Source organism: Pseudomonas sp. LG1E9, assembly GCF_003290225.1.
Lineage (GTDB): Bacteria > Pseudomonadota > Gammaproteobacteria > Pseudomonadales > Pseudomonadaceae > Aquipseudomonas > Aquipseudomonas cyclaminis.
The window spans coordinates 5138380-5158870 of the sequence record NZ_CP029983.1 but is presented as its reverse complement, the minus strand read 5'-3'; the positions used below and the strand labels follow the sequence as shown (position 1 = coordinate 5158870).

Sequence of the window (20491 nt, the reverse complement as noted above, 5' to 3'; positions counted from 1 at the left end):
GTAAGCAAGATGGTACAGGTGAGAGCACACCAGCCGATCAACACTGACGGCAGTATCAACCTGGAGGCATGGCTGGATCATGCCATCAGTGTCGACCCGGCACTGGACCGTGAAGCCTTGAAAGCAGCCTGCGAGTTCGCTCGCGAGTCTGAGCAGCAAGACAATGCGGCCAAGAACCTGTGGGCCGAAGGCACTTCCAGCTTTCGCACCGGGTTGGAGATCGCCGAGATCCTTGCCGATCTCAAGCTGGACCAGGATTCGCTGATCGCCGCCGTGCTCTATCGCGGCGTGCGTGAAGGGCACATCCAGTTGCCGACCGTCAGCCAGCGTTTCGGCGCGGTGGTAGCCAAACTGATCGACGGCGTGCTGCGTATGGCCGCCATCAGCGCCAGCCTCAGCCCGCGTCAGTCCATGGTGCTGGGCACTCAGGGCCAGGTCGAGAACCTGCGCAAGATGCTGGTCGCCATGGTCGACGACGTGCGCGTCGCTCTGATCAAACTGGCCGAACGCACCTGCGCAATCCGTGCTGTGAAAACCGCCGACGACGAGAAACGCAACCGCGTCGCCCGCGAAGTCTTTGACATCTACGCGCCGTTGGCCCACCGCCTGGGCATCGGTCATATCAAATGGGAGTTGGAGGACTTGTCCTTCCGCTACCTGGAACCTGATCAATACAAACAGATTGCCACGTTGCTGCATGAGCGGCGGCTCGACCGTGAGCGCTTTATCAGCGACGTGATGGGCCAGCTGCGCGCCGAGTTGCAGGCCACCGGTGTCGACGCCGACATCAGCGGCCGCGCCAAGCACATCTATTCCATCTGGCGCAAAATGCAGCGCAAGGGCCTGGCCTTCAGCCAGATCTATGACGTGCGTGCGGTGCGCGTGCTGGTGCCGGAAATGCGCGACTGCTACACCGCGCTGGGCATCGTCCACACCCTGTGGCGGCACATTCCCAAGGAGTTCGACGACTACATCGCGAACCCCAAGGAAAACGGCTATCGCTCGCTGCACACGGCGGTGATCGGCCCCGAGGGCAAGGTGCTCGAAGTGCAGATCCGCACCCATGCCATGCACGAAGAAGCAGAGCTGGGCGTGTGCGCGCACTGGCGCTACAAGGGCACCGACGTCAAGGCCGGGTCCAACCAGTACGAAGAGAAAATCTCCTGGCTGCGCCAAGTGCTGGAATGGCACGAAGAACTCGGCGACATCGGCGGCCTGGCCGAACAACTGCGGGTGGATATCGAGCCGGACCGGGTCTACATCTTCACCCCTGACGGCCACGCCATCGACTTGCCCAAAGGCTCCACGCCCCTGGACTTCGCCTACCGCGTGCACACCGAGATCGGCCACAACTGCCGTGGCGCCAAGATCAACGGGCGCATCGTGCCGCTCAACTACAGCCTGCAGACCGGTGAACAGGTCGAGATCATCACCAGCAAGCACGGCACGCCGAGCCGCGACTGGCTGAACCCGAACCTGGGCTACATCACCACCTCGCGGGCGCGGGCGAAGATCGTCCATTGGTTCAAGTTGCAGGCGCGGGACCAGAACGTCGCTGCCGGCAAGACCCTGCTCGAACGCGAACTGGGCCGCCTGGGCCTGCCTCAGGTGGACTTCGACAAGCTGGCCGAAAAAGCCAACATGAAGATCGCCGAAGACATGTTCGCCGCCCTCGGGGCTGGCGACCTGCGCCTGGCGCAACTGGTCAACCTGGCCCAGCAACTGGTCGAGCCGGAACGCGGCAACGAACAGCTTGAGCTGATCCCGCGCAAAGCCACCGGCTATAAGCCCGGCAAGCGCGGCGATATCCAGATCCAGGGCGTGGGCAACCTGCTGACGCAAATCGCCGGTTGCTGCCAACCGTTGCCCGGCGACGCCATCGTCGGCTACATCACCCAAGGCCGTGGCGTCAGCATTCACCGCCAGGACTGCGCCTCGGTGCTGCAACTGGGCGGGCGCGAGCCGGAGCGGATTATCCAGGTCAGTTGGGGCCCGGTGCCGGTGCTCACGTACCCGGTGGACATCATCATCCGCGCCTACGACCGTTCCGGCTTGCTGCGAGACGTGTCGCAAGTGCTGCTCAACGAGCGGATCAACGTGCTGGCGGTCAACACCCGCTCGAACAAAGAGGACAACACCGCATTGATGTCCCTGACCATCGAGATTCCGGGATTGGACGCATTGGGCCGGTTGCTGGGGCGGATTTCCCAGTTGCCGAACATCATCGAGACACGGCGTAACCGCACACCATGATGTATTCGCTGGAAGACCTGCTGCACTTGATGAGCCGCCTGCGGGACCCGAAATACGGGTGCCCGTGGGACATCAAGCAAACCTACGCGACCATCGTCCCGCACACGCTGGAAGAAGCGTATGAAGTGGCTGACGCCATCGAGCGCGGCGACTTCGATCACCTGCAAGGTGAGCTGGGCGACCTGTTGTTCCAGGTGGTGTATTACAGCCAGCTGGCGCGGGAAGAAGGGCGTTTCGAATTTGCCGGAGTGATCGACAGCATCACGCGCAAGCTGATCCGACGCCATCCTCACGTGTTTCCCAGCGGCGATCTGTACGCGCCGCTGGATACCCCGCAGTTGAGCGAAGAGCAGGTCAAGGAACGCTGGGAGCAGATCAAGGCCGAGGAGCGCGCGGAAAAATCCGACGCGCCGGAGCAACTGTCCCTGCTCGATGATGTGCCCACCGCGCTGCCGTCCTTATCCCGTGCCGCCAAGTTGCAAAAGCGCGCCAGCCAGGTTGGTTTCGACTGGCCATCGGCGTTGCCGGTGGTGGACAACGTGCGCGAAGAGCTGGATGAAGTGCTCGAAGCCATGGCCGATAACAACTCGGTGGCCATTGCCGATGAAGTCGGTGACCTGCTGTTTGCGGCGGTCAACCTGGCCCGTCACCTCAAGGTCGACCCGGAAACCGCGCTGCGTGGCGCCAATGCCAAGTTCGAACGACGTTTCCGATTTATCGAACAGGCATTGCGCGACACCCGTCGTCCCATAGAAGATTGCACCCTCGAAGAGTTGGACGCCCTGTGGGGCGAAGCCAAACGTCAGGAAAAGAATGTGTCCAGCTGCGGTTGAGCAGTTGCCTAAGTGAGTAAGCACCATGAGCCTTTCCCTTCGCGACCAGTTGCTCAAAGCAGGTCTGGTCAACCAAAAGCAGGCCAAACAGGTCGGCAAAGAGAAACAGAAGCAGCAGCGCCTGGTCCACAAAGGCCAGATCGAGGCGGATGACACCCAGGCTCGCCTGGCCATTGCGGCGCACGCCGAGAAGGTCAAGCGCGACCAGGAACTGAACCGCCAGCAGCAGGAAAAAGCCGAGGCCAAGGCCCGCACGGCCCAGGTCAAGCAATTGATCGAAACCTCGCGCCTGCCCAAGCTGACCACCGAGGACTACTACAACTTTGTGGATGACAAGAAGGTCAAGCGCCTGTCGGTCAACACGCTGATGCGCAACAAGCTGAGCAACGGCTCCCTGGCGATCGTGCACCACGGTGGCGGCTACGAGGTGATCCCGCGCGAAGCGGCGCTGAAGATCCAGGAGCGCGCACCGGAGCGTATCGTGCAGCTCAACATCCTCACCGAAAGCCAGGTGCCGGATGAAGACGATCCATACGCGGCCTACCAGATCCCCGATGATCTGATGTGGTAAGGCTGTAAAACAACAAACCCCGCACTTAACAGGCGGGGTTTTTGTTTGCAGGCACTCCAGCTGCTGTGTGGGGCCGGGTGCCTGCGGGATTTCAGTGTTTCAGGAGCTTTGTGCCTGGCGTTTCATCTCAAGCGATTCAAGCTCGTTTTTATAATTATGAGCATCGCTCTCGTTGTGAAACATGCCGACCAGCAGGTCTTGTTGGTGTACATCCCAGATGTGAATCCCATGGCCCAAGGCTTCGTGGGACATATGTTCGTCGTCGCGTTCAGTTACTTTTACAGTCATCTGCTTGCTCCAATCTCTGGTGGGTCTGCGGCAAGTCGTCGCAGGCGTTTTTTATACGATTTGTTAGCTTGCTAAGTAAACCGCTTTAGCGGTTTATGACAGAAGTTTCATGTTGATGTCAGGCTTTGAAGAAATGTACTAGCCCCTCCCACACTTGAGAATGCGGTCGAATGTGGGAGGGGGCTTGCCCCCGATAGCGCCAGAAGCTTCAAGGCAAAACCACCAGGCGAAAAAAAGCCCCGCATTCAGCGAGGCTCCCGTTCAGCTCATCCGCGCAATCAGTTGCCTTTGACAGCCTTGCCGTCAACGGTACCGTCCTGCAGCATGATGTTGTACTCCTTGCCGTCAGTCTCAACCTGGCGCAGGGCAACCAGGATGCCGCCCTGGTCCTTGGCAAACCACATCTGGGTGATGCGCTTGCTTTGGGTCGGGTCACGCACGCGCTCGACCTTGATCGCGTCGATGGAGCCTACTTTGGTCTGGACCTTTTCCGGGCCGATCACGCGGAAGTCGTAGGTGTCGACGTCGGTGCCTTCCACCACGTTGTAGCTCATGCTCTTCTTGCCGGCCGCCACATCGCGTTGCAATGCCAACTGGTAGGTCGACTTGTCGAGCATGCCGCTTTGCAGGGGCACGTTGACCGGGTCTTTGTTTTCAAAGCCGGTGACTTTCTTGGCGGTCTGGTCGAAGTCCAGGTTGATCTTCTTCGCCTTGCCCAGGCCGCCGCGCTCGAAGGTGTAGCTCTTCGGTTGCAGGGCGTCCTTGTCAAACAGGATCACGCTGGTTTCGGTGAGGCTGGCGATCATCATGGAAGCCTTGAAGTTCAAGGTCCAGGTACCATCGCCATTCTTGGCCAGGCTGCGTTCAGCCGAACCACTCATGGGCAACTGTTTCCAGTCGGCGGTGTAGCTGACGGAGAAGGGGTGAAGGTCTGCCGCTTGCACGGCAGGCAAGGCGAACAGCGCAAAAGCGAAGAGCAAGGCGCGACGCATAAAATCTCCTAGGTTCGAATCAAGTGGCCGCTGGCCGCGAGTAACTGACCGTCCAATAATGCACCCTGGTCACCGAGAATCAACCGCCCTTCGGCAAACCAGCGCACAGCCAGCGGGTAAATCCTGTGTTCCTGGGTATGAACCCGTTGCGCAAGTGTCTGCGCCGAGTCGTCAGACTCTACCGGAACCACTGCCTGTACGACCAGAGGCCCGCCATCGAGTTCCTCGGTCACAAAGTGCACGCTGCAACCATGCTCGCTGTCACCGGCGTCGAGGGCGCGCTGATGGGTGTGCATGCCTTTGTATTTGGGCAGCAGGGAAGGGTGGATATTGAGCAGGCGCCCGTCGTAATGCCGTACGAAATCAGCGCTGAGGATGCGCATGAAACCGGCCAGTACCACGAGTTTGGGGTTGAAGGCGTCGATGAGTTCGATCAAGGCGCTGTCGAAGGCCTCGCGGCCCTCGAAAGCCTTGTGATCCAGCGAGCGGGTATCGATACCCGCGTCCCTGGCGCGTTGCAGGCCGTAGGCGTCGCTGCGGTTGGAGATCACCGCCGCGATGCGCACCGGGCTGTCGCCGGTGCGCGTGCTGTCGATCAGGGCCTGCAAGTTACTGCCGGTGCCGGAGAGCAGCACCACGACATCACAGGTCTGGGACATCAATGAGCCTTGAGGTTCTTCAGTTCAACCTGGGCCGCGCCTTCGGCAGCGGTGGCGATCTGACCGATGACCCAAGGCTGCTCGCCGGCTTCACGCAGGACGTTCAGCGCGGTTTCCACGTGCTCTTGCGCCACGCAGATCACCATGCCCACGCCGCAGTTGAGCACGCGGTGCATTTCGGTTTCGTTGACGTTGCCTTTCTCTTGCAGCCAGTCGAAGACCGCAGGACGCTGCCAGCTGGCCACGTCGACAATCGCCTGGGCGCCTTTTGGCAGCACGCGCGGGATGTTGTCCAGCAGGCCGCCGCCGGTGATGTGGGCCATGGCCTTCACCGCGCCGGTGTCCTTGATCAGCTTGAGCAGTGGCTTGACGTAGATGCGGGTCGGGGCCATCAGCAGGTCGGTCAGCGGCTTGCCGTCGAGTTGGATGTTCTCGATGTCGGCGCCGGACACTTCGATGATCTTGCGGATCAGCGAGTAGCCGTTGGAGTGCGGGCCGGAGGACGGCAGGGCAAGCAGGGCGTCGCCGGCAGCCACTTTGGAGCCGTCGATGATGTCGGCTTTCTCGACAACGCCAACGCAGAAACCGGCCAGGTCGTAGTCTTCGCCTTCGTACATGCCTGGCATTTCAGCGGTTTCGCCGCCGACCAGGGAGCAACCCGACAGTTCGCAACCCGCGCCAATACCGGTAACCACCTGGGTAGCGGTTTCGACGTTGAGCTTGCCGGTGGCGTAGTAGTCGAGGAAGAACAACGGCTCGGCGCCGCATACCACCAGGTCGTTGACGCACATGGCAACCAGGTCAATGCCGATGCTGTCGTGCTTGTTCAGGTTCAGCGCCAGGCGCAGCTTGGTGCCCACGCCGTCGGTGCCGGACACCAGAACAGGCTGCTTGTAGCCGGCCGGGATTTCGCAGAGGGCGCCAAAACCGCCCAGGCCGCCCATGACTTCGGGGCGCGCAGTGCGCTTGGCGACGCTCTTGATGCGTTCGACCAATGCTTCACCGGCGTCGATGTCTACACCGGCGTCCTTGTAGCTCAGGGAGGGTTGCTTGCTCATGATCCAGGCCTTTAGGGGGGATTCAGGGGTAACGACCGAGCGGGCAGGCGCTTTTGGTAAAAGGCCCGGCCGGGGACGGTCTGCGAAGGCGCGCGATTTTATCAGGCTTGAGGGGCAGCGGCCATCCTCGGGCCGACGGGCAGGGCCATATAGGTTAAAAAAATGCTAATCGCCTCAGCCGTGGCGCGTATTAAGGTATAGCCTTGAACCCGCTATCGTTATGACAGCATGAAAACTTACCAGGACCCTGTGAATGTTTTGCCGGTCGCCGTGGTCACAGCCATGGCAAACCGAGTTCACGCGGTCTGTTCCAGCCGCTAAATTTGTCGTTCGGGAATCTTCCATGCGTCTGTGTAAATTCTTCTTTGTGGGCTGCTTGTCGTTGGTCAGCCTGGCGAGTCATGCCGAAACCCTCAATGGCCTGTATCAAGTACTTGAACCCGTCACCAGCCAATCGCCCCAAGAGCGCGATCAGGCGACCCAGCGCGCTGTGCAGACCCTGGTGATCCGCCTGACCGGCGACGCCAAGGCCGCCGATGGCGCAGGCCTGGCGGCGATTCGCAAGGATCCGCAGCAAATCATCACTCAGTACGGCTACGACGCCGGCCCGCCCGAGAGCTTGCAAGTGGACTTCGACCCCGTCACCACTGACCGTGCGCTGCGTGATGCGGGCCTGTCGATCTGGGGTAGCAATCGGCCGTCGATCCTCGGCTGGTGGCTGAACGATTCCACCGAAGGCAGCAGTCTGGTGGGGGATGGCCAGACCGTTGCCCAGGCGCTGCGGCGTGCCGCGCAACACCGTGGCTTGCCGTTGCGTCTGCCGCTGGGGGATCTGGATGAACAGGTCGTCGCCACGGCGCCGAACCTGGAGAGCGCTGACGCCACGCCGTTGCGCGCCGCGTCCGAGCGCTATGGCGCTGATGCCTTGCTCGCCGTGCACGCACGTCAGGAAGGCAATCAATGGCAGGCCAAATGGCGTCTCTGGCTGGGTGAGAAGAGCGATCAGGGCACTGTGCAGGGCGCCGACACCGGCGCGGTCGCCGATGCCGTGATGCTGGCGGTCAGTCAAAAACTGGCGCCGCGTTTTGCGGTCAAGCCGGGCGTGAGCACCGAACAATTGCTGGAGGTGCAGGGGATGACCCTGGAGCGTTATGCCGCGCTGGGTCATCTGCTGGAGCCGTTTGGTGGTCAGCCGCAGCTGGTTGATGGCAATCGCATTGTGTACCGGGTCAATGGCAGCGCCGATCAGTTGCGTACCCAGTTGAGCCTGGCCAAGTTGCAGGAGATTCCTGCGGGTGAGGCGCAGGCCGCGCAGCCGGTCGTTGAAGGCGCGCAACCGGCTGGCGCCCCTGAGCCTCAGGCACAACTGCGTTTTCGTTGGTAACAGTTCTTCCTTATATAGAAGCAATGGAGTGGTTTATGGCGGATACGCGTCGTTGGGTGTGGCTTGGCGGGATCGTCCTGCTGTGCGTTTTTGTGTTCTTGCTGCATTCGATCCTGACGCCGTTCCTGGTTGCGTTGTTGCTGGCCTATCTGTTCGATCCGGTGGTGGATCGCCTGGAAAAAGCCGGCCTGTCGCGGACCTTGGGCGTAGTGGCAGTGTTTGCGCTGTTCACCTTGATCATCACCGCGCTGGTGCTGGTGCTGGTGCCGATGCTGGCCAAACAACTGTTTCGCCTCTATGAGCTGGCGCCGCAGATGCTCGACTGGTTGCAGCACACGGCAATGCCGTGGGCCCAGGCCAAGTTGGGGCTATCGGACGGTTTCTGGAAGTTCGACAAGGTCAAGGCGGCGATCAGCGAGCATATGGGGCAAACCACCGATATCGTCGGTGTGATCCTCAGTCAGGCCACGGCGTCGAGCCTGGCATTGATCGGCTGGTTGACCAACCTGGTGCTGATTCCTGTGGTTGCGTTCTACCTGCTACGCGACTGGGACATCATGATGGCCAAGATTCGTAGCCTGCTGCCGCGTGATCGTGAGGAGCGCATCGTGTCCCTGGCCGGTGAATGCCATGAAGTGCTGGGTGCATTCGTGCGTGGCCAGTTGTTGGTGATGTTGGCCCTGGGGGTTATCTACGCCGCAGGCCTGATGGCCATCGGGCTGGAGCTGGGCCTGTTGATTGGCTTGATCGCTGGTCTGGCTGCCATTGTTCCTTATATGGGCTTTGTGATTGGTATCGGTGCGGCGCTGGTAGCTGGTCTGTTCCAATTTGGCGGCGACCTGTACCCGATGCTCGGGATTATTGCGGTGTTCATGGTCGGCCAGGCCCTTGAAGGCATGGTGCTGACGCCGTTGCTGGTGGGGGATCGGATCGGGCTGCACCCGGTTGCGGTGATCTTTGCGATCCTGGCGGGCGGCGAGCTGTTTGGCTTTACTGGCATCTTGCTGGCATTGCCTGTGGCCGCGGTGATCATGGTGCTGGTGCGCCATATGCACGATCTGTACAAGGATTCGGATGTGTACACGGGCGTCGAAGACCCCGACCTGTAACCGCTGCGTCACAAACCCGGCTCCGGCCGGGTTTGTTGTTTATGGGGTGGTGGCGTCAAACAATCCGCGTAAAACCGGCAAGTTAACGCAAACCTTTGATTTTGCTTGTGGTCTGCTGCATTGTGCACCCGGCGTCACGGGTATAAACTTTGCAAACTTTACACAGAGGCCACTAGCGGTTCGATGGGAGCCGTTCAGTCAGCATGAAACCGATTCAGCTGCCCTTAGGTGTGCGTCTGCGTGATGACGCCACCTTTATCAATTACTACCCAGGCGCCAATGCCGCTGCACTCGGCTATGTCGAGCGGCTCTGCGAAGCCGACGCCGGGTGGACTGAAAGCCTGATCTATCTGTGGGGCAAGCACGGCGTGGGGCGTACCCACCTGTTGCAGGCCGCTTGCCTGCGCTTCGAGCAGATCGGCGAGCCGGCGGTGTACCTGCCCTTGGCTGAGTTGATGGATCGCGGCATCGGCATCTTCGATAACCTTGAGCAATACGAACTGGTGTGCCTGGATGACCTTCAGGCGATTGCCGGCAAGGCCGATTGGGAAGAGGCGCTGTTTCATCTGTTCAACCGCTTGCGTGACAGCGGTCGGCGTTTGTTGATCGCTGCCTCCACCTCGCCGCGCGAGTTGCCCGTCAAGCTGGCTGACCTCAAGTCGCGCCTGACCCTGGCGCTGATCTTCCAGATGCGCCCGCTGTCCGACGAAGATAAATTGCGCGCCCTGCAATTGCGTGCCTCCCGTCGCGGCCTGCACCTCACCGACGAAGTCGGGCACTTTATCCTCACCCGTGGCACTCGCAGCATGAGTGCGCTGTTCGACTTGCTCGAACAGCTCGATCAGGCCTCCTTGCAGGCCCAGCGCAAGCTGACCATCCCGTTCCTCAAAGAAACCCTAGGCTGGTAGCCAGCCCTTTGTTTTCAAGGGTTTTGGCAAATTCCAGGCGTCAGAAAACCCGCGTTTGGGCCGGTTTGGCCACGCGAAAGGCGTCTATAGGGTGTTAAGGGCTTAGATGTCATAGTCCAAACAAGAAGTCACATAGATCACGATTGAATTTGCAAATCGATGTGATAGAGGGCATAGTCTCGGCTTCTTTACACATCAGCCACGGTCGTGCCCATGCTAAATCGCTTCGCACCCCTCGTGCCTCTCGCACTCGTTACCCTGTTGTTTGGTTGCGCCTCCCATCCTCAACAGGTGGTTGAGCAGCAAAAGCCTCAACAACATGCCCAGGCAAAATTCGTTGCAGCGCAGTCTTCCACTGTCTATCAGGAAGCTCTTTATAAAGAAGAGCAGGCAACCGAGAAAGAACTGGCCGACTTCTCCGGCAACAAGCCTTATCAGCTTCCAGTTCTGGCCGACAGCATCCTCGAACGTGGCATGTCCCTGATCGGTACCCGTTACCGTTTCGGCGGTACCTCTGAAGCCGGTTTCGATTGCAGCGGTTTCATCGGTTATCTGTTTCGTGAAGAGGCTGGCATGAACCTGCCACGCTCCACTCGCGAAATGATCAACGTGAAAGCACCGTTGGTCGCGCGCAACAACCTCAAGCCCGGTGATCTGCTTTTCTTCAGTACTGCAGGCCGTGGTCGTGTCAGCCACGCCGGTATCTACCTGGGCGATAACCAGTTCATCCACTCCAGCAGCCGTCGCAGTGGCGGTGTTCGAGTCGACAGCCTGGGCGACAGCTACTGGAGCAAAACCTTCATCGAAGCCAAGCGTGCACTCGCCATGGCCCCGACGACAGTTACCGCTAGCAAGTAAACTTAAAGTGATACTTGAAGTTTGACGTGTAAGCGCTAGAATCCCTGGACATTGTTGTAATCCGTTCGCGCGAGCTTTGCTTGCGCGTTCTGGTTTTCAGCGTTCGGCAGCGAAAGCCGCATCCAGACCAGGATTGTTTTGCACATGTCGACGTCAGCCCGCCTTGTTCTCCTCGTGTGCGCCGCGCTGCTCAGCGCTTGCGCCAGCCGTCCACCGCCCGCTCCTGTCGCGGTCAAGCCCAAGCCGGTGTTCAACTACTCCACCCAGAATTTCTCACCTGCTGCCGAAGACGTGCTCTTCCGTGCGCTGGGCCTGGTCGGCACGCCTTATCGCTGGGGCGGCAACACGCCGGACTCGGGCTTTGATTGCAGCGGCCTGATCGGCTTTGTGTTTCGCGACGCCGCCGGGATTTCCCTGCCGCGCACCACCCGCGAACTGATCGTGATGCGCGCCCAGGACGTGAGCGAGCAGAACCTGCAAACCGGCGACCTGCTGTTCTTCGCCACCGGCGGTGGTTCGCAGGTCAGTCATGCCGGGATCTACGTGGGCGAAGGCCGTTTTGTCCATGCGCCGCAAACCGGCGGTACGGTGAAGCTGGATACCTTGTCCAAGGCGTATTGGCAGAATGCCTACCTGAGCGCCAAGCGTGTGTTGCCGGGGAATCTGGCGCGCAATCCTTAAAAGCAGCTGCAAGCTTGAAGCTTGCAGCTAGCCCCTCAACCCACTAACCTTCGCCGCTTGTTCCAGGTGCTCTGTGACCCATGGGTCGACGGAGTGAAACAGGGAAGCCGGTGAGTGAGCGCGCTTGTACACAGCGCCGCCGCAATTCCGGCGCTGCCCCCGCAACGGTAAATGAGTCAAGACGCTGCTTTTGCCACTGTATCGCTCGCGATATGGGAAGGCGCAGCGTTGGCCTGTGTGCTCTCTATAAGAGCAGCGCCACTCATGAGCCCGGAGACCGGCCTGGATCATTCAACAGCATCACGGTGGGCGATGCTTGGCTGTCTGTTTTTTCTTTTTCCTGCCCGCCGTTTTTGTCCAGCCCCAACGGAGAGCTGCCATGACCTATACCCCCGACCGCGACGAACGCCACCTGGCGCGCATGCTGCGCAAAAAAGCCGTGATCGACGAGCGCATTGCCAATTCCCCCAACGAATGCGGCTTGCTGCTGGTACTTACCGGCAACGGCAAAGGCAAGAGCAGCTCGGCGTTTGGCATGCTCGCGCGCGCCATGGGCCATGGCATGCAGTGCGGCGTGGTGCAGTTCATCAAGGGGCGCAACAGCACAGGTGAAGAGTTGTTCTTCCGCCGCTTCCCCGAGCAAGTGCGCTTCCATGTCATGGGCGAAGGTTTTACCTGGGAAACCCAGGACCGCCAGCGCGATATCGCCGCCGCCGAAGCTGCCTGGGCGGTGTCCCGCGAGCTGCTGCAAGACCCAGCCATTGGCCTGGTGGTGCTGGACGAACTGAACATCGCCCTCAAGCACGGCTACCTCGACCTGGACCAAGTGCTCAGCGACCTGCAAGCCCGCCCGCCGATGCAACACGTGGTGGTCACCGGCCGTGGCGCCAAGCCGGAACTGATCGAGATGGGCGACACCGTCACCGAAATGGGCATGCTCAAGCACGCATTCCAGGCCGGTATCAAGGCACAGAAGGGCGTCGAACTTTGAATCAGCCCCGTCATTGCCCAGCCGTATTGATCGCCGCACCGGCGTCCGGCCAGGGCAAAACCACCGTCACCGCTGCGCTGGCGCGTTTGCACCGCAACCTGGGGCGCAAGGTGCGTGTGTTCAAATGCGGCCCGGACTTCCTCGATCCGATGATCCATGAGCGCGCCAGCGGTGCACCGGTGTATCAATTGGACATGTGGATGGTGGGTGAACAGGAAAGTCGCCGCCTGCTGTGGGAAGCAGCGGGGGAGGCCGACCTGATCCTGATCGAAGGCGTGATGGGCCTGTTCGACGGCACGCCCTCCAGCGCCGACCTGGCGCGCCACTTCGGCGTGCCGGTGCTGGGCGTGATTGATGGCACCGCCATGGCCCAGACCTTTGGGGCCCTGGCACTGGGCCTGGCGCGCTACCAGCCGGATCTGCCGTTCGCCGGCGTGCTGGCCAACCGCGTCGGCACGTTGCGCCATGCGCAGTTGCTTGAAGGCAGTCTCACCGAAGGCCTGCGCTGGTATGGCGCACTGTCCCGCGAGACCGGAATCGAGCTGCCGAGCCGTCATCTGGGTCTGGTGCAAGCCAGCGAACTGAATGACCTCGATGCACGGCTGGATGCCGCCGCCCAAGCCTTGGGCAGCAGTTGCGAAGTCGCCTTGCCGCCGCCCGTTACCTTCGCCGCGCCTGAAGTGATCGACGCCGAGCCGCTGTTGGCCGGTGTCCGCATTGCCGTGGCCCGCGACGAAGCCTTCGCCTTTACCTACGGCGCCAGCCTCGACCTGTTGCGGGCGATGGGCGCTGAACTGACGTTTTTCTCGCCGATCCATGACCACGCGTTGCCTGACGCCGACAGTCTCTATCTGCCCGGCGGCTACCCTGAATTGCACCACCAGGCGCTGTCTGAAAATACCCCGATGCTCGACGCCATTCGCGCGCACCACGCGGCGGGCAAGCCGTTGCTTGCTGAGTGCGGCGGCATGCTCTACCTGCTGGACTCGCTCACCGACGTCGATGGCCACCGCGCCGAACTGCTTGGCTTGTTGCAGGGTGATGCGGTGATGCAGAAAAAATTGGCGGCACTGGCCCTGCAAAGTGTCGACTTGCCGGAAGGCACATTGCGCGGGCATACCTATCACCATTCGTTGACCACGACCGCGTGGGAACCGATTGCTCGCGGCCTGAGCCCCAATGGAGGGCGCGGCGCCGAAGCGGTTTACCGACAAGGGCGCATGACGGCTTCCTACGTGCACTTTTACTTTCCGTCGAACCCGCTTGCGGTGGCCGCATTGTTTTTGCCTCTCACAGGGGAATGCATCCGAAATGTGGGAGGGGCGGTGCGACGATTCGACTTGCCCCCGATGAAGCCATGACCGACAACGCCTTCCCCGAGGCCGACCGCGATGCCGTCTACCGCGCTATCGCCGAGCGTCGCGACATGCGCCATTTCAGCGGCGGCACCGTCGCCCCAGAGTTGCTCCACCGCCTGCTCCAGGCCGCGCACCAGGCCCCGAGTGTGGGCCTGATGCAGCCGTGGCGTTTTATCCGCATCAGCAACCGTCACCTGCGCGGGGAGATCCAGCAACTGGTCGAAGAAGAACGTGTGCGTACCGCCGAGGCCCTCGGCGAGCGCTCCGACGAGTTTATGAAACTCAAGGTCGAGGGCATCAATGACTGTGCCGAAGTACTGGTGGCGGCGCTGATGGATGATCGCGAGCGCCATATCTTCGGCCGGCGCACCTTACCGGAAATGGACATGGCTTCGCTGTCCTGTGCGATCCAGAACCTGTGGCTGGCGGCCCGTGTGGAAGGCCTGGGCATGGGCTGGGTGTCGTTGTTCGAACCCCAGGCCCTGGCCAATCTGCTGGGCCTGCCGCCCGGCGCCAAACCCCTGGCCGTGTTGTGCCTGGGGCCGGTCGCCGAGTTCTATCCGGCACCGATGTTGCAGCTCGAAGGCTGGACCGAACCGCGTCCGCTGAGTGACATGTTGTATGAGAATACGTGGGGAGTGAGTCAATGAGTGTGGCCTTGCTGTGTGTCGCTGCAGTGGCGCTGGATGCGCTGTTGGGCGAGCCCAGGCGCTGGCATCCGCTGGTGGCGTTCGGCAATTTCGCCGGGCGCATCGAGCAGCGTTTCAACAGTGGTGGTCGTGGCTGGCGCAGCCACGGCGTGACCGCGTGGTTTATCGCCGTGGTGCCGTTGACCCTGCTGGCCACCGCGTTGTCGTGGGCGCCCTATATCGGTTGGGTGCTGGAGATCCTGGCGCTGTACTGCGCCCTCGGCATGCGCAGCCTCGGCGAACATGTAATCCCGGTGGCCCAGGCGTTGCGCAGCGATGACCTGGATGAAGCGCGCACACGGGTCAGCTACCTGGTGAGCCGCCAGACCAGCGAGTTGGACCGCACCGAAGTCGCCCGCGCCGCCACCGAGTCGGTGCTGGAAAACGGCAGCGACGCGGTGTTCGCCGCGATTTTCTGGTTTGTCGTCGCGGGCGTGCCGGGCGTGGTGCTCTACCGCCTAAGCAACACCCTCGACGCCATGTGGGGCTATCGCAATGAACGCTTCGAGCGCTTCGGCTGGGCCGCAGCGAAAATCGACGACGCGCTCAACTACATTCCTGCACGCTTGGTGGCGTTGACCTACGCCGTACTTGGCAACACCCGCCTGGCCCTCAAATGCTGGCGCACCCAAGGTCCGACCTGGGACAGCCCCAACGCCGGGCCAGTGATGGCTGCCGGCGCAGGCGCCTTGGGTGTTGAATTGGGCGGCGCTGCCATCTATCACGGCGAAGTGCACCAGCGCCCGCAACTGGGCGAAGGTCCGGCGGCGGATGCCGATTCCATCGACCGAGGCTGGCAACTGGTGCAGCGCGGCGTATGGTTATGGCTGCTGATCCTATGTGCGGGGGCGCAATTCTATGCTTGAACACGGTGGCCGACTGCGCAAGGCGTCCATTCAATACGGGATCCCCGAGGCCGATTGGCTCGACCTGTCCAGCGGCCTCGCGCCCTGGCCCTGGCCGATCCCGGAGATTCCCCTGCGGGCCTGGGCGCGGTTGCCAGAGACGGACGACGGCTTGGAGCAGGCCGCCAGCGAATACTACGGGGCCGCGCATTTATTGCCGGTGGCCGGTTCCCAGGCGGCGATCCAGTTGCTGCCGCGCCTGCGCCGGTCCGGCAAGGTCGGCGTGCTGTCGCCGTGCTACGCCGAGCATGCCGAAGCCTGGCGCCGCGCCGGGTATGTGGTGCGCGAAGTGCAGGAGCAGGAAGTCGACTTCTTCCTCGACGGCCTCGACGTTTTGGTGGTGGTCAACCCCAACAATCCCACGGGCCAGAGCCTGACGCCCCAGCGTCTGCTGGACTGGCACACGCGGCTGGCCCAGCGCGGCGGCTGGCTGGTGGTGGACGAGGCGTTTATGGACGTGACGCCGGAGTTGAGCCTGGCGGGCCAGGCCCATCAGGTCGGCCTTATTGTGTTGCGTTCGTTCGGCAAGTTCTTCGGCCTGGCCGGTGTGCGTCTGGGCTTTGTGCTGGCCGAACGCAAGTTGCTCAAGTTACTTGCTGAACAGGTCGGCCCGTGGGCCGTAAGCGGGCCGACGCGGGTGCTGGGGCAGGTGTGTTTGCGCGACACCGCCGGGCATGCGCGCCAGCGGGCGCGTTGCGTCGAGGCTGGCCAGCGTTTGTTCACACTGCTTGAGCACCACAGCTTTCAGCCCCAAGGCGGCTGCGCGTTATTCCAATGGCTGATCACACCCCACGCTGAACGCATGCACGAATTCATGGCCCAGCGCGGCATCCTGCTGCGGCTGTTCGTCCACGACAGCAGCCTGCGCTTCGGCCTGCCCGACACCGAAGCCGATTGGTTGCGCCTCGACGCCGCCCTGGCCGCCTATAAGGACGCTTCATGAGTACGCTGATGGTGCAGGGCACCACGTCCGACGCCGGTAAAAGTACCCTGGTGACTGCGCTGTGCCGCTGGCTGGTGCGCCAAGGCATCGCCGTGGCGCCCTTCAAACCCCAGAACATGGCGCTCAACAGTGCCGTGACGGCCGAAGGCGGCGAGATCGGCCGCGCCCAGGCGGTGCAGGCGCAAGCGGCCAACCTGGCGCCCCACACCGACATGAACCCGGTGCTGCTCAAGCCCAATAGCGACACTGGCTCCCAAGTGATCATCCATGGCCGCGCCGTGACCACCATGAACGCCGTGGCCTATCACGACTACAAAGCCATCGCCATGCAGGCGGTGCTCGCCTCCCACGCACGTTTGAGCCAAGCCTACCCGGTGGTGATGGTGGAAGGCGCGGGCTCCCCGGCAGAGATCAATCTGCGCGCCAACGACATCGCCAACATGGGCTTCGCCGAAGCGGTGGACTGCCCGGTGCTGCTGATCGCCGACATCAATCGCGGCGGTGTGTTTGCCCATCTGGTCGGCACCCTTGAGTTGCTTTCCCCCAGTGAACAGGCGCGGGTCAAGGGCTTCATCATCAACCGCTTTCGTGGCGATATCGCGCTGCTGCAACCGGGCCTTGATTGGCTGGAAGCGCGCACCGGCAAGCCGGTGGTGGGTGTGTTGCCTTACGTGATGGACCTGCACCTGGAAGCCGAAGACGGTATTGACCAACGCCAGATCGACAAAGTGGCGCAGGTGCTCAAGGTGGTGGTGCCGGTATTGCCGCGCATCAGCAATCACACCGACTTTGACCCGTTGCGCCTGCATCCCCAGGTGGATTTGCAGTTTGTCGGGCCGGGTCAGGCGATCCCTGCTGCCGACCTGATTATCTTGCCGGGCTCCAAAAGTGTGCGCAGTGACTTGGCGTATCTGCGTGCCAATGGCTGGGATACGGCCGTGGCGCGGCACTTGCGCTATGGCGGCAAGGTGCTGGGGATTTGCGGCGGGTTGCAGATGTTGGGTGAGCAGGTGCATGACCCGCTGGGGTTGGAGGGGGGCGCCGGGTCTAGTGATGGGCTGGGGTTACTGGCGTTCAGCACGACCCTGGAAGAGGAGAAGCAGTTGCGCAATGTGCGTGGGCGGTTGGTGCTGGAGGATGCAGAGGTCAGTGGGTATGAGATTCATGCGGGGGTGACGTCGGGCGATGCGTTGTCTCATGCGGCAGTGAGGCTGGACGATGGGCGCAGTGATGGGGCTTTGAGTGCTGACGGGCAGATTCTCGGCACGTATCTGCACGGCTTGTTCGAGACCCCGGCGGCCTGCAGTGCGTTGCTGCGTTGGGCCGGGTTGCCGGATGTGCAGGAGGTTGACTACCACGCCCTGCGCGAGCGCGATATCGAGCGCCTGGCGGATCTGGTGGAGAACCACTTGGACACCGATTTGTTGCGCAAACTGTGTGGGGTTTAATGGTGTACTCACGGTCCAAATGTGGGAGGGGGCTTGCCCCCGATAGCGGTCTTTCGGTGTACATATCCATTGCTGCGGTAACGGCCGCTTATGGTTCCGCTCTTACAGCGGCTCACTTTTGGAAAGGCCGGAAGCCGGCCCAGCCAAAAGTAAGCAAAAGGCCTTCGCCCCACCACTCGGCACCTCGCTCAGGCTCGGTGTGCCCGAACGCAGGCTTGAATCCGTGGGCCGCCGCGATGGGCCATCCATGGCCCAGCGCGGCTAACCCGGCGTCCTGCCGGGTTACCCACGGATTCAAGCCCGCGTTCGGCCAGCGTGGTTTACGGGGCGATCTCAGATCAAAAGCCAGATCAAGAGCGACTCGCTTCGCATCGTGGGTTGGTGGGTGGTTTGGTGGGTGGATTGGGGGTGTCTCATGCTTCAGCTGATTTTGGGCGGTGCTCGCTCCGGTAAGAGCCGACTGGCTGAGAGGCTTGCAGTTGATAGTGCGTTGCCGGTTATTTATATCGCCACCAGCCAACCGCTTGATGGCGAGATGAATGCCCGCGTTGCCTTGCATCGCGAGCGTCGTCCTGATGACTGGGGCTTGATCGAAGAGCCCGTCGAGCTGGCGCGCGTGCTGCGTGAGAATGCCGCCGCCGACCGCTGCCTGTTGGTGGATTGCCTGACCCTGTGGCTGACCAATCTGCTGATGCTCGACGACGCCGAGCGCCTGGCGTTCGAGCGCGATGAGCTGTTGCAAACCCTGGCTTCGCTGCCGGGGGAAATCATTTTTGTCAGCAACGAGACCGGAATGGGTGTCGTGCCGCTGGGCGAATTGACTCGCCGCTATGTGGATGAAGCCGGTTGGCTGCATCAAGCCTTGGCCGAGCGATGTCAGCGTGTTGTCCTGACCGTTGCCGGCCTGCCCCTGACTTTGAAAGGTACTGCGTTATGACTGACACTTGGTGGCTCAACCCTTGTAAGGCGATTGACGCCTCGGCGTACGAACAGGCCCTGGCGCGCCAGCAGCAGTTGACCAAGCCGGCCGGTTCCCTAGGCCAGTTGGAAGCGCTGGCGGTGCAATTGGCCGGTTTGCAGGGGCAGGTCAAACCGACGGTTGATCAGCTGTGGATTGCCATTTTTGCCGGCGACCATGGTGTGGTTGCCGAAGGTGTGTCGGCGTTTCCCCAGGAAGTGACCGGGCAGATGCTGCATAACTTTGTCGCCGGCGGCGCGGCGATCAGTGTCTTGGCGCGGCAGTTGGAGGCGCAGTTGGAAGTGGTCGACCTCGGTACGGTCAACCCGTCGCTGAGCCTGCCGGGCGTGCGTCATTTGAATCTCGGCGCGGGCACTGCCAACTTCGTCAATGGCCCGGCCATGACCAGTGCCCAAGGCCGACTGGCGCTGCAAGCGGGTCGCGACAGCGTTTTGCGTGCCCGTGAAAGCGGTACGCAGTTGTTTATCGGCGGCGAGATGGGCATCGGCAACACCACCGCCGCCAGTGCGTTGGCGTGTGCGTTGCTCGACTGCCAGGTCAGTGACCTGACGGGCCCCGGTACCGGGCTTGACGCCGCAGGTGTCAGCCACAAAGTTGCCGTGATCGAGCGTGCATTGGCGTTGCATGCCACGCAGCGCGGTGATGCGCTGGACACGCTGTTCAACCTGGGCGGCTTTGAGATTGGCGCGTTGGTAGGGGCTTATCTGGCGTGTGCCCAGGAAGGCGTGGTGGTGTTGGTGGACGGGTTTATCTGCACGGTCGCCGCGCTGGTGGCTACGCGCCTTAATCCGGGCTGCCGCGACTGGCTGCTGTTCGGCCATCGTGGCGCCGAGCCCGGCCATCGTCATGTGTTGCAAAGCCTTGATGCACAGCCTTTGCTGGAACTGGGCCTGCGGCTGGGCGAAGGCAGCGGCGCCGCATTGTCTGTGCCGTTGTTGCGCCTGGCGTGTGCGCTGCACGGGCAGATGGCGACGTTTGCCGAGGCGGCCGTGGCAGATCGTCCGGCATGACCTTGCACCTGGACCTGCTGCGCCACGGCGAAACCGAGCTTGGCGGCGGCCTGCGCGGTAGCCTGGACGATGCACTCACCGTCAAGGGCTGGGAGCAGATGCGCGCCGCCGTGGTTGCGCAGGGGCCTTGGGACCGGCTGGTCAGTTCGCCGCTGCAACGCTGCGCGCAGTTCGCTGATGAGTTGGGGGCGCGGCTGAAGGTGCCGGTAAGTCTGGAAAAGGACCTGCAAGAGTTGCACTTCGGCGCCTGGGAAGGGCAGAGCGCGGCGGCGTTGATGGAAACCGACGCCGAAGGTCTGGGCCTGTTCTGGGCCGACCCCTACAGCTTCACGCCACCCGAAGGCGAGCCGGTCAGGGATTTTTCCGAACGGGTTTTAGCCGCCGTCTCACGCTTGCATCAGGCTTATGCCGGTGAGCGGGTGCTGTTGATCAGTCACGGCGGGGTGATGCGTTTGCTGCTGGCCCAGGCCCGAGGTTTGCCTCGCGAACAATTGCTGAATGTCGAAGTCGGCCATGGTGGCCTGTTCAGCTTGCAGGTCTGCGCCGATGGCGTGTTGAAGGAAGGAATCTGACG

The 20491-nt window shown here is 61.9% G+C and carries 21 protein-coding genes and 1 riboswitch; of the genes, 17 read left to right on the top strand and 4 right to left on the bottom strand.

Annotated elements, in window-relative coordinates; all coding sequences use genetic code 11:
* Positions 1-9: 9 nt before the first annotated feature.
* Genes relA through DNK50_RS23580 form a run of 3 tightly spaced genes read left to right on the top strand, consistent with a single transcriptional unit; the run spans position 10 to position 3657 of the window.
* Positions 10-2253 (top strand): GTP diphosphokinase, encoded by a 2244-nt coding sequence (gene relA / locus DNK50_RS23590; RefSeq protein WP_099584066.1) that lies wholly within the window; start codon positions 10-12, stop codon positions 2251-2253.
* Positions 2253-3086: a nucleoside triphosphate pyrophosphohydrolase gene (gene mazG / locus DNK50_RS23585; RefSeq protein ID WP_112196395.1), complete on the top strand. Its 834-nt coding sequence runs from the start codon at positions 2253-2255 to the stop codon at positions 3084-3086. The genes relA and mazG overlap by 1 nt, the downstream gene beginning before the upstream one ends.
* A gap of 25 nt (positions 3087-3111) precedes the next feature.
* Positions 3112-3657, top strand: a complete 546-nt coding sequence (locus tag DNK50_RS23580; RefSeq protein WP_099584068.1) for a DUF2058 domain-containing protein — start codon at positions 3112-3114, stop codon at positions 3655-3657.
* A gap of 99 nt (positions 3658-3756) precedes the next feature.
* Here the strand turns inward: DNK50_RS23580 and DNK50_RS23575 are convergent, their stop codons facing one another.
* The 4 genes from DNK50_RS23575 to purM form a co-directional block, all read right to left on the bottom strand.
* Positions 3757-3945, bottom strand: coding sequence for a hypothetical protein (locus tag DNK50_RS23575; protein ID WP_003175379.1), 189 nt, complete (start codon positions 3943-3945; stop codon positions 3757-3759).
* A gap of 278 nt (positions 3946-4223) precedes the next feature.
* Entirely contained in the window at positions 4224-4937 is a 714-nt protein-coding gene (locus DNK50_RS23570) for a DUF3108 domain-containing protein (protein ID WP_112196394.1), read from the bottom strand.
* An 8-nt stretch (positions 4938-4945) separates the two neighbouring features.
* Positions 4946-5596, bottom strand: a complete 651-nt coding sequence (purN, locus tag DNK50_RS23565; protein ID WP_099584070.1) for a phosphoribosylglycinamide formyltransferase — start codon at positions 5594-5596, stop codon at positions 4946-4948.
* Positions 5596-6654, bottom strand: a complete 1059-nt coding sequence (purM, locus tag DNK50_RS23560) for a phosphoribosylformylglycinamidine cyclo-ligase (protein ID WP_017527563.1) — start codon at positions 6652-6654, stop codon at positions 5596-5598. The genes purN and purM overlap by 1 nt, the downstream gene beginning before the upstream one ends.
* 343 nt (positions 6655-6997) lie before the next feature.
* Here purM and DNK50_RS23555 point away from each other — a divergent pair, with 343 nt between their 5' ends.
* From DNK50_RS23555 to cobC, 14 genes are all read left to right on the top strand, one after another.
* Positions 6998-8038 (top strand): DUF2066 domain-containing protein, encoded by a 1041-nt coding sequence (locus DNK50_RS23555; RefSeq protein WP_112196393.1) that lies wholly within the window; start codon positions 6998-7000, stop codon positions 8036-8038.
* Positions 8039-8073: 35 nt separating this feature from the next.
* Positions 8074-9147, top strand: coding sequence for an AI-2E family transporter (locus tag DNK50_RS23550; protein ID WP_112196392.1), 1074 nt, complete (start codon positions 8074-8076; stop codon positions 9145-9147).
* 203 nt (positions 9148-9350) lie between these two features.
* Positions 9351-10055 carry a DnaA regulatory inactivator Hda gene (hda, locus tag DNK50_RS23545; RefSeq protein ID WP_099584072.1) on the top strand — a complete coding sequence of 235 codons (705 nt, stop codon included), beginning with the start codon at positions 9351-9353 and terminating at the stop codon, positions 10053-10055.
* 213 nt (positions 10056-10268) lie between these two features.
* Positions 10269-10913 (top strand): C40 family peptidase, encoded by a 645-nt coding sequence (locus DNK50_RS23540; protein WP_099584073.1) that lies wholly within the window; start codon positions 10269-10271, stop codon positions 10911-10913.
* A 144-nt stretch (positions 10914-11057) separates the two neighbouring features.
* Complete coding sequence (locus tag DNK50_RS23535; RefSeq protein ID WP_112196391.1) at positions 11058-11594, top strand: C40 family peptidase; 537 nt, start codon at positions 11058-11060, stop codon at positions 11592-11594.
* 47 nt (positions 11595-11641) lie between these two features.
* Positions 11642-11895: riboswitch (cobalamin riboswitch) on the top strand.
* A gap of 78 nt (positions 11896-11973) precedes the next feature.
* The gene (gene cobO / locus DNK50_RS23530; protein WP_112196390.1) at positions 11974-12585 is read left to right on the top strand and encodes a cob(I)yrinic acid a,c-diamide adenosyltransferase; all 612 of its coding nucleotides are present in this window, start codon (positions 11974-11976) and stop codon (positions 12583-12585) included.
* On the top strand, positions 12582-13946 hold the full coding sequence (locus tag DNK50_RS23525; RefSeq protein ID WP_112196389.1) for a cobyrinate a,c-diamide synthase: 1365 nt from the start codon (positions 12582-12584) through the stop codon (positions 13944-13946). Before cobO ends, DNK50_RS23525 begins: the two co-directional genes overlap by 4 nt.
* Positions 13943-14593, top strand: a complete 651-nt coding sequence (gene bluB, locus DNK50_RS23520) for a 5,6-dimethylbenzimidazole synthase (protein WP_099584077.1) — start codon at positions 13943-13945, stop codon at positions 14591-14593. Before DNK50_RS23525 ends, bluB begins: the two co-directional genes overlap by 4 nt.
* Positions 14590-15498: an adenosylcobinamide-phosphate synthase CbiB gene (gene cbiB / locus DNK50_RS23515; RefSeq protein ID WP_099584078.1), complete on the top strand. Its 909-nt coding sequence runs from the start codon at positions 14590-14592 to the stop codon at positions 15496-15498. Before bluB ends, cbiB begins: the two co-directional genes overlap by 4 nt.
* Positions 15491-16480 carry a threonine-phosphate decarboxylase CobD gene (gene cobD, locus DNK50_RS23510; RefSeq protein ID WP_112196388.1) on the top strand — a complete coding sequence of 330 codons (990 nt, stop codon included), beginning with the start codon at positions 15491-15493 and terminating at the stop codon, positions 16478-16480. Before cbiB ends, cobD begins: the two co-directional genes overlap by 8 nt.
* Positions 16477-17928: a cobyric acid synthase gene (locus tag DNK50_RS23505; RefSeq protein WP_099584080.1), complete on the top strand. Its 1452-nt coding sequence runs from the start codon at positions 16477-16479 to the stop codon at positions 17926-17928. The genes cobD and DNK50_RS23505 overlap by 4 nt, the downstream gene beginning before the upstream one ends.
* Before the next feature lie 415 nt (positions 17929-18343).
* Positions 18344-18865, top strand: a complete 522-nt coding sequence (gene cobU, locus DNK50_RS23495) for a bifunctional adenosylcobinamide kinase/adenosylcobinamide-phosphate guanylyltransferase (RefSeq protein WP_112196387.1) — start codon at positions 18344-18346, stop codon at positions 18863-18865.
* Entirely contained in the window at positions 18862-19917 is a 1056-nt protein-coding gene (cobT, locus tag DNK50_RS23490; protein WP_112196386.1) for a nicotinate-nucleotide--dimethylbenzimidazole phosphoribosyltransferase, read from the top strand. The genes cobU and cobT overlap by 4 nt, the downstream gene beginning before the upstream one ends.
* Positions 19914-20489, top strand: a complete 576-nt coding sequence (gene cobC, locus DNK50_RS23485) for an alpha-ribazole phosphatase family protein (RefSeq protein ID WP_112196385.1) — start codon at positions 19914-19916, stop codon at positions 20487-20489. Before cobT ends, cobC begins: the two co-directional genes overlap by 4 nt.
* Positions 20490-20491 lie beyond the last annotated feature (2 nt).